Origin of the sequence: Sporosarcina sp. FSL K6-6792 (assembly GCF_038004885.1) — a bacterium.
GTDB lineage: Bacteria > Bacillota > Bacilli > Bacillales_A > Planococcaceae > Sporosarcina > Sporosarcina psychrophila.
Genome location: NZ_JBBOSA010000001.1, coordinates 2,563,703 through 2,575,854, shown reverse-complemented (window position 1 = coordinate 2,575,854; position 12,152 = coordinate 2,563,703). Strand labels below are relative to the sequence as shown.

Below are 12,152 nucleotides of genomic sequence, written 5' to 3'. Positions count from 1 at the left end.
AAGATGAAAAAAGGATTAGGAATTATTTTAATGTCGTTGACACTGTTACTTGGGGCGTGCGGCGGTAAAGATGAAATTGTTATCAGTGGAAAACCATGGACAGAGCAATTCATACTGCCACATATTTTAGGGCAATATATTGAGGCAGAAACGGATTATAAAGTGAAGTATAAAGATGGTCTAGGTGAAGTAGCTATCATGACGCCTGCACTTGAAAAAGGCGATATCGATCTTTACGTAGAATATACAGGAACGGGTTTGAAAGACGTTCTGAAAGAAGAATCGAAAGCGGGAGAGAGTTCTGAAAGCGTTTTGGAACGTGTGAAAAAAGGCTATGAAGATAAATTTGGAGTGACATGGCTAGAGCCACTTGGTTTCGAAAACGGCTATACGTTGGCTTTCACGAAGGATAAAGAATACAATGCGAAAACATACTCCGACCTCGCAGGAATTTCCGCAGATGAAGAAATGATATTCGGAGCCCCGCATGCTTTCTATGAGCGTAAAGGTGATGGCTATGATGATATGGTAATTTCTTATCCATTTACATTCAAAGACACGAAGAGCCTGGACCCAAATGTGATGTATGAAGCGGTGAAAAATGGGGATGTTGATGTTATTCCAGCATTCACAACAGACAGCCGTATTCAGATGTTCGATCTTGCCACAACGGAAGACGATCTAGGATTTTTCCCGAAATATGATGCAGCACCAGTCGTGCGTCAGGAAACATTGAAGAAGTTTCCTGAACTTGAGAAAGTGCTTAATAGCTTAGCAGGAAAAATTACGGAAGAAGATATGCTGAAAATGAATGCCCGCGTTGATTTGGATAAAGAGAAACCAGAAGACGTTGCCCGCGCGTTTTTGATTGAAAAAGAATTAATTAAGGAATAAAGAAAAGCGCAAGCGCCTTGGTAGAGGCGACAGGCATAAGACGGGCTAGCGAAGCAGCGTTCTTTGCTGCATAGCTGGACTGACTTATGACCCAAGCCTCTGGGCGCTGTAGCTAGACAATAAAGAAAAGCGCAAGCGCCTTGGTAGAGGCGACAGGCATAAGACGGGCTAGCGAAGCAGCGTTCTTTGCTGCATAGCTGGACTGACTTATGACCCAAGCCTCTGGGCGCTGTAGCTAGACAATAAAGAAAAGCGCAAGCGCTATATACTTGGCACTTAACAAATGGAAAGCAAGTGGTTTTTTGTGATGGGATACTAGGAAGCAGTTTCCGATACCGCTTCGTCGCTTGGTGATGGCCTCCCGTAATGAGCCCGCCAGAAGATTACTGTCGGTCTCATTACTTCGGCTCACACTTGTCGCTCCATCGCTAGAATCATTCATCATACAAGGAGATTATTAAAGTTTCTATCGAATTCTAAATTAATAGTGCCTAGTATATAGATGCTGACCCAGGTCGAAAACCAAATACTTTAACTTTTAAAGAAAGAAACCGTTCCCGCAAGACTGGGAACGGTTTACTTAATTCATACAGGGTATTTCTCTGCATTTTTCTTCATTTTCGCACGTGCAGCTTCTTCCAAATCTATGCCGATGAGATCAGCGAATTGTAATAGATAAATAAATACGTCCGCTGCCTCATCCACGATTTCCTGTTTATTATGAGCGACTGCTTCTTCTCCAGATTTCCATTGGAAGTGTTCTAGTAACTCACTTGCTTCCAAAGAAATTGAAATGGCGAGATTTCGAGCATCATGATTGCCGCCCCAATTTCGAGCTTTCGTAAATTCACGTATTTCAGTTTGTAGTTTTTCCAAAGTTATCTCATCCTATCGACTGTTTTTCTTGATGTCCAGCTTCAGGCGCCAACTCCTCGGGACATAAGGCATTTAATTGCTAGGGCTGTAGAACGCCCTCTCCGCAAACTGTCTTAAGCCTGTCGGAGCTGGACGGCGCCTGATGTTTTTCTTGAGTATACGTTATTTAGACTTGTGATTCTAGGGAATACTAATAATGAAGTGGAGGGAGATTGTGATTTATACACCTATAGATAAACTATTTTTTGAGGCACCTGTACTCGAATTGGCCCGAAATTTGCTCGGGCAGTATATTGTACACAAACAGCCGGAAGGGGATATTGTGGTTCGTATTGTTGAAACGGAAGCGTATCATGGACCTGAAGACAGAGCGGCGCATAGTTTTGATAATCGTCGAACGAAGCGGACAGAAATCATGTTTGGAACCGCTGGACTTATTTATACCTATCAAATGCATACACATACCTTAATGAATGTTGTGAGCGGAGCAATTGGAACACCCCATGCCATTCTTATCAGGGCAGGAGAGCCAGTGACTGGATTAGAACTGATACAGGAGAATCGCGGCCATCATTTAAAAATGACAGATTGGACAAATGGCCCAGGGAAATTATCGAAAGCACTTGGTGTGACAATGAAGTATTACGGTCATCATTGGACAGATGAACCGCTATTTATTGCCGCAGGTGCTGCACCTAAAGAAATTATGGCAGGTCCCCGAGTGGGTATTGGAAACTCCGGGGAAGCAGTTCATTATCCATGGCGTTTTTATGAAAAAGATAATCCCTATGTCTCCAAGTATCGTCCTTAAGTTTAAGTGTAGCTCAAAGAGGTATAGAACAAGAGTACAAACAAAAAAAGGAGTGCATTTAAATTGGCTAAAATAGCAACTTTAATCACGAATCTATTTGAAGACTCGGAGTACACGGAACCAGCAAAAGCATTCAAGGATGCTGGACATGAAGTAGTGACAATTGAAAAATCAGCAGGTGTTGAAGTGACCGGGAAGCAAGGTACTGCAAAAGTTAAGACGGATTTCGGCATCGATGATGTAAAACCGCAAGACTTTGACGCATTATTTATCCCTGGAGGGTTCTCCCCGGATCAGTTACGTGCAGACGACCGCTTCGTGCAATTTGCGAAGACGTTCATGGATGATAAAAAACCGGTATTTGCAATCTGTCATGGTCCTCAGCTTTTAATCACAGCTAAAACCCTTGAAGGAAGAGATGCAACGGGTTATAAATCGATAAAAGTTGACATGGAAAATGCAGGTGTGAAATATGTGGATAAAGAAGTTGTCGTGTGCCAAAATCAGCTTGTGACAAGTCGTACACCTGAGGACATACCAGCGTTTAATCGTGAATCATTAAAACTTCTCGAAAAGTAAATAGTATTAGCAGAATAGCAAATAATACAAAGAAGGCCGGTTATGCGGCCTTTTTTGTATTAGTAGGAGATTATAAAACTCAAACTGTGGAGAAGGTTTCACGTCTAAACTTCAATGCTTAAGGGGTGTGGGGGACATGCCAACTGAAACGCTTCTCTGCTGTTCTGTCCTATATTTGTCGGTCTTGACTAGGCGCTTAAATTTTTGTTATTGTTGAAAAGGTATCCGAAGAGTGATAAATTAGAAGAGTACTATAACACTTAATATTAAAAATGTGACGGTTTTATGGAGTTGCTAATTTTTAGTGCCGTGTACTAACTAGGGGGACATCATGAAAAAAGTACTTAAAATGGGAAGCGCTTTCATCGGTATAATCGTTGGAGCAGGTTTTGCTTCCGGACAGGAAGTTCTACAATTTTTTACAAGTTTCGGTCTTCTTGGTATTGTGGGGGCAATTATTTCGACAGCATTTTTTGCTTATCTCGGAATGGTACTTACTCGACTTGGAAGTCGTATGCAGACCACTTCTCATAAAGAGGTCATTTATAAAATAAGTGGTCGTTACTTAGGGATTATTGTTGATTACATAATAATTATTACGTTATTTGGTGTAGGGGTTGTTATGATTGCAGGGGCAGGTGCAAACTTGAACCAGCAGTTCGGGTTGCCGCCATTTGTCGGCAGTCTTCTTATGATTGTTCTTGTCATGTTGACGGTTATGCTTAATGTCGATAAGGTCGTCGGCATAATTGGAAGTATTACACCATTCCTTATTCTTGCGGTTGTCCTTGTATCTATTTATTGTTTAACAACCATGGACACTTCTTTTGCAGTCCTCGATCCAATTGCTCAAGGCGTAAAAACGACATTGCCAAACTGGTTCATCTCGGCAATCAACTATGTGTCGTTTAACATAGCTGTAGGAGCCTCAATGACCATTGTCATGGGAGGAACAGAGAAGGATGAGAAAATAGCGGCATGGGGCGGATTTGTCGGAGGACTTGGTTTAGGGATTCTTATCTTGCTTAGCCACTTGGCGATTTTCGCTAAAATCGAAACAGTTGGAGATGCTGAGATGCCAATGTTGGCAATCATCAACGATGTTTCGCCTATACTTGGCATATTCATGGCGTTCATCCTATACGGCATGATATTCAATACTGCGGTCGGCATGTTCTATTCTTTCGGAGCACGTTTCATTCAAATTGGTACGAAGAAATTCAATGTTTTCGTTTTGATCACCCTCATTATCGGATTTGGTTTGAGCTTTGTCGGCTTTAAGGAACTTGTAGCTAAACTCTATCCAACAATCGGATATCTTGGTCTGTTCCTTGTTGTCGCACTGATTTACGCATCATTCAAACTTCCTGCAAAGGTTAAGAGATAAGGCTATTTCAAAAACAGGGACGGTCACGGAGCTGAGCTTCGATGACCGTTTTTGTTTATTGTGGCTTGGGAAATTACAAAATCTCTTTCTATATATGTTGAACAAATGAATACCTATATTAACTGAGCGAAGGCGCCTTACAAGGGGGAGCCGAAGCCCTAAGACTGGCGGCGAAGCTGCTTGGCTTAGGGCGGGAGGCATACCCGAGCGCCGTAGCAGATTTGAAGGGAATCTTTATTTCAACTTATATAGTGAAAAGTGATAATTCACGTCTAGTCTCCAAGGCACTTGCGCTTTTCTTACTGCAGTTTGTGTCGAAAAGAAGTCGCTCTTTCAGAGAATAAAGCGATTGAACACTTATGAAGGTTGAGTTGGTTCCATGTATGATGGTTTAATAGACATAGTTAACTTGGAAGGGTGAGCAGCTTGCTTCACTATAGAACTTACGAAATTAGCCCGACAACCCCTTGGGTAACATTCATACATGGCGCGGGCGGAAGCTCTTCTGTCTGGTACAAACAAATTCGGGAATTTAGAAAACAACATAATGTTCTCCTAATTGACCTTCGGGGGCACGGACAATCTGCCGGTGGAATGTGGAAAAAAGGCGATACATTTATGGATATATCGAAGGAAGTAATTGAAGTGCTAGACGAGGTTAGCATAAAAGACACGCATGTTATCGGCATGTCACTCGGGACGATCGTCGCACAGACTATGGCAGATAACTTCCCAGAACGTGTAAACTCACTCATTCTTGGTGGAGCGATTATTCGTTTTGATATCCGAACAAAGTTATTATTATTGGGGGGACGTGTAGTAAAGCGTTTTGTCCCTTATATGCTCCTTTATAAATTATTTGCTTATATTATTATGCCGCGTAAACAGCACGAAGAATCGCGAATGGCTTTCGTCAATGAAGCCAAAAAGGTGTACCAGAAGGAATTTATCAAATGGTTTTCCCTCACTAAGCTTATCAATCCATACTTGACCCGCTTACAAGCATCGACAACGGCCATTCCAACATTATTTTTGATGGGTGAGGAAGACTATCTGTTCATTCCGCCGATTGAGGAAGTTGTTCGTAAAAATAAAGGATTTGAATTCGTTAAAATTGAAAAGTCCGGCCATGTTTGTAATATCGACCAACCGGAAATGTTCAATAAGTTAGCCATCGATTATATAGCTAAAATCGAACAAAGAAAAGCCGTCATCCAACTGGGATGACGGCTTTTCTGCAGATTGACGAATGATCACGTCTGTTGAACAACCATTTATTTGCATGAAATACTGGTGAGTAGGGCTTGATGATTTTCATTTTCACTGCACTATTTTCGGCCCGCTTTCGACTAACTATTCATGACAGATTTACTGAGGGGTCCAAGTGTGGCTAGAAGTGACGGAGTCACTTCTAGCCACACACTTTTCAGTAATACTATTACGAATAGTTGCCTGTCGCGTTCCTACACTATTCAAGTGAAAAATGCAGTAGTTTTGGAAGAAAAGAATAGATGACATTCTATGGAGTGTGTAAGTGCCCGAAGATGCAATTTCGGGCACTCTCGCACATTGTACAAAGCGTTCCTTGCTTACCTTTAGCAAAGAGTATGCATGTAATCATGTGTTACCTTATAGAAAGTGACACTTCTTTACTAAAAAAAGAAAAAACTATATATATGTTGAACAAATGAATACGGCGTATGCGCTTTACAAAGGTTTTTAGAGGCCGCTGAAAAAGTCCCAATACTTAGAATTAAATAGAATTCCCGACAATACCGATTCGACGCTTTGTGGATGCCTCCCGCGATAAGCCAGAAAGAAGACCGCTTTCAGTCTTATCGCTCCGGCTACCACGAAGTCGCGTCTTCGCTGGATGGTCTATGTGAGAAAGCGCATTTCATTAGCTGTGATGAAATCTGCAACCTGGAGTACGTCTTTCTTGACTATAAGTAGTATCAACTAGTAACCCTTATAATCTCAGCATATACATCTCGAAATCACATTTCTCTCGATAATGAACACCCTAGCGCAGGCGCGGCAAAGGGGTCGCCGAAGCTGTAAGACTGGATGCGAAGCGCTAATCCAGGCTTACGGCGAGAGGCATCCCCAAAGCGCCAAGCGTTCTACAATCCACACCCCGAATTACACCTCTCTTATTATTGAATGCCACGGCAGATTCAATGGGATTCTTTAATTCAACATATATAGAAAGTTTCAGCACTCTGTGTATTAATGCATTTGGAGCGCGACGGATGAAGGATCACCATACGATTACCGAAAAAATGTGTAGGGATGCGACAAAGTCGCATCTCTACACATCCAGAAATTCCGTAATCGTATAGAAGTCATTCAATCCTAAACAATCCAAAGTCAACTATACACGTAGCACCCAGTAGATGATCATGTTATTCACTGGTTACTCTTGGCTAAAAAATAGGTGTCGCGGATTATGTGTTTACAAGTTCTAGTTCCTCAGCAGGGCCGAAGAATTCGAAGTTTATTTTTTCTTCTGGAACGCCGAGTGCATATAGACCTTTAATGACAGCTTGCATGAAAGGTGTTGGCCCACAAACAAAGATATCGCTGCCTTCAATGACGTTAGCGGCAAGGAAGTCGGGGTTGATAAAGCCATCCCCCTCATCTGAGTAGAGCACGGCATATGTGGAACTAGGCATAGATTCATTCAACGTGCGTAATTTTGCATCGAATGCTTGGTGTTTGCGTGTACGTGCCGAATGTAGGAATGCAGCCGGCCGTTCTGGTGTTGTTTTGGCGATGGATTCATACATGCTCATCATTGGCGTGATACCAACACCGCCGCTAATAAGTGTCACTGGATTTTTACTTTCCATATCAAGGTGGAATACACCCGCTGGAACACTAACTTCAACTGTGTCGCCGACATTCATTTCACGATGAAGGTTAACGGACATTTTACCGTTCGGTGTGACTTCATCTTCGCGTTTAACAGAAATGCGGTAGGAGTCGCCTGTTGGTGCTTGTGACAAACTGTATTGGCGATTCAAGATATAGTCTTCGCCTGGAATTGTGACACGTAACGTGATGTATTGTCCTGGTTTGTATGAGGGTACTTTTTTGCCATCAACAGGTTTTAAATAGAATGATGTAATAACATCACTTTCAACTACTTTATCCGCGATTACAAAGTCTTTGAATGTTTTCCAGCCGTCATCCATTTCCTCGGCTTTGGCATACATTTCCTTTTCGATACCGATGAAGACACCTGCGATAACTTCATAGGCTTCTCCCCAAGCACCAATAATTTCAGGAGTTGCAGCTTCACCTAATACTTCTTTTATAGCGCCTAATAGGTAGTAGCCGACGATTGGATATTGTTCTGGTGTAATGTTGAGTGATTTGTGTTTGTGCGCAACTTGAACGACAGCAGGTAAAACAGCGCTGAGGTTATCGATATTTGCAGCTGCCGCGTAAACCAGTCCTGCAAGTGCGTTTTGTTGACGTCCTTGGGATTGATTGGCATGGTTGAAGATGTTCAACAGTTCAGGGTGAGCCTCGAACATATTTTTATAAAACACTGTTGTAATTGTTTTACCGTGTTGCTCCAATACAGGTACGGTTGATTTGATAATGGTAATGGTTTCTTGTGATAGCATGTTGTAGCACGACCTTTCGTAGTTGTTAACTCAAGCTTAAACTATAAAATTGCTTAAAGATATATTTATAATACATCTTTAGAGAGTGTTAGAAAGTTAGTCACATTTCTTTCACGTAATTGCCACAAACGTTATAATGGTATTTGAAAGAGCGGTGAAGTTATGCGTCTAACGATGTACACAGACTTTTCGTTGCGTGTTTTAATTTATCTGGGAGCAAAAGAGCCAGGGGAATTATCAACGGTCCAGGAAATTTCAGATACATACAATATCTCGAAAAATCATTTGACGAAAGTAGTGCACGAGCTAGGGAAGATGGGGTTAATCGAAACGATACGCGGTCGTGGTGGTGGCATCAGGATGAAAGTGGAACCTAAAGACATCAACGTTGGAAAACTAGTTCGAAGGACGGAAGATGATTTTCATCTTGTTGAATGTTTTAATTCTGAGTCGAATAGTTGTATTCTTTCCCCGGTTTGCCGATTAAAAGGTGCATTACACGAAGCGTTGAATGCTTATTTAGCAGTTTTAGATAACTATACAGTGGCAGATTTTATCATTAATAAAGATGAGCTCAAAGCGATTTTGTTTGACCATCCATTATGATAAAATGAAAAAGAATATAAAAAAACAGGGGGCTATTTTTCATGGGAAAAGTTTTTGTTTTTGGACATAAAAATCCTGATACCGATTCAATTTCATCGGCAATCAGTTACGCGTATTTAAAGCAGCAATTGGGAATGAATGCGGAAGCAGTAAGACTCGGTGATGTAACAAATGAAACGGCTTATGCGCTTGAATATTTTGGGTTTGAAGCGCCACGTCTTATCGAAAAAGCCGCGCCAGAAGTAGCGAAAGTCATTCTCGTCGACCATAATGAAAAACAGCAAAGTGTGGATGATATTGATGATGTGCAAGTAATCGAAGTTGTCGATCATCATAGAATTGCTAACTTTGAAACGAACGATCCTCTCTATTACCGTGCAGAGCCGGTAGGATGTACGGCAACGATTTTAAACAAACTATATAAAGAAAACGGTGTTGAAATACCGAAAAATATTGCTGGGCTTATGCTGTCTGCACTTATTTCGGATTCACTATTATTCAAGTCACCGACGTATACAGACCAAGACCGTGCTGCGGTTGAAGAATTGATTGCTATCACAGGTGTGGATGCACAAGAATATGGACTGGCTATGTTGAAAGCTGGTGCAGATTTAAGTGGTAAAACGCTCGAAGATCTTGTGAAACTTGATGCGAAAGAATTTGGTATCAATGAAGTGAAGATTGAAATTGCACAAGTGAATGCAATTGACATCAATGATGTTATGAATCGTCAAGCCGATTTGGAAGACCTTCTATACCGTGTCATTGCTGAAAAAGGGCTCGACCTGTTTTTGTTTGTCGTAACTGACATATTGAACAACGACTCAATCGTATTGGCACTTGGTAAAGAAGCGGGGCGCGCTAGCGAAGCATTCAATGTTACACTCGTGAACAACACGGCAACATTGAAAGGTGTCGTCTCCCGTAAGATGCAAATTGTTCCAGTATTGACTGAAGCATTGAAATGATATGAAGTGAATAGGAAAAGGTTGCAGTCCGCGTAAAGTGGATTGCAACCTTTTTGTTTTAATTGAGGATGAGCTGGTATCTCGGATTAGTTATGATAGCCATATCCTATTTCAAATCAAGTGGTTTCGTCGCAGGGCCTTCGAGGACGGAGCCGTCTTTTCGAAAGCGTGAGCCGTGGCACGGGCAATCCCATGTTTCATCGCCGGCATTCCACCTCGTCCGGCAGCCCATATGCGTACAGATGGGGGAGTCCGTCCGTGTAATATGACCGCCAGTAAATTCTTTTAAGACAAGCCCAGTATTTTTCAAAGCTTGCAGTAAGAATGTACCAAACCCTGTTCGATCAGGTGAATAAAGTTCGGAAGCACGATTCTCTTTGCCGACAATTAGATCGCTGATAATCCGGGCGCTCGCCATTGAATTCGATAGTCCCCATTTTCGATATCCCGTACTTAAATAGACGTAAGGCATGCTAGAAGAAATAATTCCCGCGTATGGAATCAGATCGGGTGTCTGCGGGTCTTGCGCGGACCAGCCATGAGTCAGGGGAGAGAGGTTATACACATCTTGCAAATCGGTGTAAAGCCGATTGTAATGTATCTGTGTATCGCTTTCCATTCCCGCCTGATGACTTTCTCCAGACAGCAGAAAATACGTTTTTCCATCGATTTGTGCCGTTCGGATGGATCGTTTTGGTTCATCGACTGCAATATACTGCCCGCGAAGTGGCATATCACCTTCTGCCGCGACGATATAAGATCGATCGACAGACAATTTCATAATTTGTAGCCCACGCAGTGCTTCAATTGGGTAGTGTGAACATAATATTAGTTCCTTGAATTGAACTTCATGTCCCGATTTCATAGAAAGTAGACGTTTCTTTAAATCCATTAATAAAACATCCGATTGTTCGTAAATACGCGCACCTGCTTCAACCGCAAGACGTGCAAGGTGTTGTCCGAATCGCACAGGATGAATCTGACTTTCGTTATTCAATGTAAGTGTTGCGTCAATCTGAATCGGTAATTCAGAATTCCTCCCCAGTTCACCTGGGATGCCAAGTTCCTTGTATGCATTCATTTCATAACGGAGTAATTCAGTGCCAAGCTTAGATTGAGAATAAAGAATAGAATCAGCTGCCTTTAATTCATCTTTTATTGCAATAGATTTCCCAAATAGAACGGCTTCTTCGTTCACTTCAAAATACATTTTTGCATTGTCTCGTCCAAACTGTTTTAGTAACTTTGCATAAACGAAGTCATGTTGGGCAGTCAGTTTTCCCGTGGAGTTGCCCGTAGCTCCCGCTAGGATTGTATCTTTTTCGAGAAGGATAACATCTTTCCCTTCTTTAGCTAGAAAATAGGCGTTTGCAATTCCACTTAGTCCGCCCCCGATGATGCAGACGTCGCAAGTGACATCGCCCTCAAGTTTTGGATATGGTTCACGTGGATATGCAGTACTAAGCCATAATGAATTGGACATAAAATAACCTCCGTCAAGTCTGCTTGAAATAGTAGTAAGCATATTCATTGTTCCCTTCTTTGATTGAATTTAAAATGAAGAGTATGAAAGGTGGCGGGAAAAATGAAAATTGAAATATGGTCAGATTATGTTTGTCCATTTTGTTATATTGGAAAGCGCAGATTAGAAGAGGCATTAGAGCAAACTGGTCTTGGGGAAAAGGCTGAAGTTGTTTTCAAAGCATATGAACTAGATCCGAATTCGCCCGCAGTATCCGATACACTGATGACAGAAGTCCTTGCGAAGAAGTATGGGATGAGTGTGGAAGAAGCGAAGAAGATGACTGATAATGTAGTGGACCAGGCAAAATCTGTGGGATTGAATTATAACTTTGACGTAATGACGCCAGCAAATACATTTAATGCACACCGTCTAGCGAAACTTGCTGAACAGGAAGGTTTCGATAAGACTGTATCGGAAAGTTTACTGAAAGCTTATTTCATAGATGGTGAAAAAATAGGTGCAGAAGACGTATTGCTTCGCATTGCCGAAGAAGCAGGAATTTCACGTGACCGTGCGAAAGCAGTTCTTGATTCTGATGAGTTTGCAGATGATGTAAGAATGGATATCGCAGAAGCCCAGCAAATAGGTGTGAAAGGTGTTCCGTTTTTCGTTATCGATCGCAAATATGCAATCTCAGGAGCGCAGCCGGCAGAAGCATTTGCAAATGCACTTCGACAAGCCGCGGAAGAAGAAGTTTAAACAAAAGAAATAAAAAATCGGCCATGTGATCATAATGATCGCATGGCCGATTTTTTAAGTTATTTATTACTGTCTGGACTTCAGTCGCCAACCCCTTGGTCATAAGTTGAATTGGCTGTGCGGCAAAAAAACGCCGCTTCGCCAATTCGACTTATGCCTGTCGGGGCTAAAC

Annotated in this window: 11 protein-coding genes; 8 read left to right on the top strand and 3 right to left on the bottom strand. The window is 41.9% G+C overall.

Annotated elements, in window-relative coordinates; all coding sequences use genetic code 11:
* Positions 1 to 3: 3 nt before the first annotated feature.
* Positions 4 to 894 (top strand): glycine betaine ABC transporter substrate-binding protein, encoded by an 891-nt coding sequence (locus MKZ26_RS12535; RefSeq protein ID WP_067205163.1) that lies wholly within the window; start codon positions 4 to 6, stop codon positions 892 to 894.
* A 585-nt stretch (positions 895 to 1,479) separates the two neighbouring features.
* Here MKZ26_RS12535 and MKZ26_RS12530 read toward each other — a convergent pair.
* Positions 1,480 to 1,770 (bottom strand): nucleotide pyrophosphohydrolase, encoded by a 291-nt coding sequence (locus MKZ26_RS12530; RefSeq protein WP_067205165.1) that lies wholly within the window; start codon positions 1,768 to 1,770, stop codon positions 1,480 to 1,482.
* A 196-nt stretch (positions 1,771 to 1,966) separates the two neighbouring features.
* On the opposite strand from MKZ26_RS12530, the gene MKZ26_RS12525 reads away from it, so the two are divergent.
* The 4 genes from MKZ26_RS12525 (at position 1,967) to MKZ26_RS12510 (ending at position 5,774) form a co-directional block, all read left to right on the top strand.
* Entirely contained in the window at positions 1,967 to 2,581 is a 615-nt protein-coding gene (locus tag MKZ26_RS12525; RefSeq protein ID WP_445683421.1) for a DNA-3-methyladenine glycosylase, read from the top strand.
* A 63-nt stretch (positions 2,582 to 2,644) separates the two neighbouring features.
* Positions 2,645 to 3,160, top strand: coding sequence for a type 1 glutamine amidotransferase domain-containing protein (locus tag MKZ26_RS12520; RefSeq protein WP_187046535.1), 516 nt, complete (start codon positions 2,645 to 2,647; stop codon positions 3,158 to 3,160).
* Positions 3,161 to 3,491: 331 nt separating this feature from the next.
* Complete coding sequence (locus tag MKZ26_RS12515) at positions 3,492 to 4,547, top strand: YkvI family membrane protein (RefSeq protein WP_340766385.1); 1,056 nt, start codon at positions 3,492 to 3,494, stop codon at positions 4,545 to 4,547.
* 426 nt (positions 4,548 to 4,973) lie between these two features.
* Complete coding sequence (locus MKZ26_RS12510; RefSeq protein WP_340766384.1) at positions 4,974 to 5,774, top strand: alpha/beta fold hydrolase; 801 nt, start codon at positions 4,974 to 4,976, stop codon at positions 5,772 to 5,774.
* A 1,220-nt stretch (positions 5,775 to 6,994) separates the two neighbouring features.
* Here MKZ26_RS12510 and hmpA read toward each other — a convergent pair.
* A complete protein-coding gene (gene hmpA / locus MKZ26_RS12505; protein WP_340766383.1) occupies positions 6,995 to 8,182 on the bottom strand; it encodes an NO-inducible flavohemoprotein in 1,188 nt (395 codons plus the stop codon).
* A 162-nt stretch (positions 8,183 to 8,344) separates the two neighbouring features.
* Between hmpA and MKZ26_RS12500 the strand changes: the two genes are divergently transcribed.
* Both MKZ26_RS12500 and MKZ26_RS12495 read left to right on the top strand, forming a co-directional pair.
* A complete protein-coding gene (locus MKZ26_RS12500) occupies positions 8,345 to 8,788 on the top strand; it encodes an RrF2 family transcriptional regulator (RefSeq protein WP_067205180.1) in 444 nt (147 codons plus the stop codon).
* Positions 8,789 to 8,829: 41 nt separating this feature from the next.
* A complete protein-coding gene (locus MKZ26_RS12495) occupies positions 8,830 to 9,756 on the top strand; it encodes a manganese-dependent inorganic pyrophosphatase (RefSeq protein WP_338653784.1) in 927 nt (308 codons plus the stop codon).
* Positions 9,757 to 9,862: 106 nt separating this feature from the next.
* Here the strand turns inward: MKZ26_RS12495 and MKZ26_RS12490 are convergent, their stop codons facing one another.
* Complete coding sequence (locus MKZ26_RS12490; RefSeq protein ID WP_340766382.1) at positions 9,863 to 11,239, bottom strand: FAD-dependent oxidoreductase; 1,377 nt, start codon at positions 11,237 to 11,239, stop codon at positions 9,863 to 9,865.
* A gap of 102 nt (positions 11,240 to 11,341) precedes the next feature.
* Here MKZ26_RS12490 and MKZ26_RS12485 point away from each other — a divergent pair, with 102 nt between their 5' ends.
* Positions 11,342 to 11,980 carry a DsbA family oxidoreductase gene (locus MKZ26_RS12485; RefSeq protein ID WP_067205187.1) on the top strand — a complete coding sequence of 213 codons (639 nt, stop codon included), beginning with the start codon at positions 11,342 to 11,344 and terminating at the stop codon, positions 11,978 to 11,980.
* The last annotated feature ends 172 nt before the right edge of the window (positions 11,981 to 12,152 follow it).

Coding starts and splice junctions, on each gene's coding strand:
- hmpA (WP_340766383.1), bottom strand. CDS start 8,182: ATGCTATCACAAGAAACCATTACCATTATCAAATCAACCGTACCTGTA.
- MKZ26_RS12485 (WP_067205187.1), top strand. CDS start 11,342: ATGAAAATTGAAATATGGTCAGATTATGTTTGTCCATTTTGTTATATT.
- MKZ26_RS12495 (WP_338653784.1), top strand. CDS start 8,830: ATGGGAAAAGTTTTTGTTTTTGGACATAAAAATCCTGATACCGATTCA.
- MKZ26_RS12500 (WP_067205180.1), top strand. CDS start 8,345: ATGCGTCTAACGATGTACACAGACTTTTCGTTGCGTGTTTTAATTTAT.
- MKZ26_RS12515 (WP_340766385.1), top strand. CDS start 3,492: ATGAAAAAAGTACTTAAAATGGGAAGCGCTTTCATCGGTATAATCGTT.
- MKZ26_RS12535 (WP_067205163.1), top strand. CDS start 4: ATGAAAAAAGGATTAGGAATTATTTTAATGTCGTTGACACTGTTACTT.
- MKZ26_RS12490 (WP_340766382.1), bottom strand. CDS start 11,239: ATGTCCAATTCATTATGGCTTAGTACTGCATATCCACGTGAACCATAT.
- MKZ26_RS12525 (WP_445683421.1), top strand. CDS start 1,967: ATGAAGTGGAGGGAGATTGTGATTTATACACCTATAGATAAACTATTT.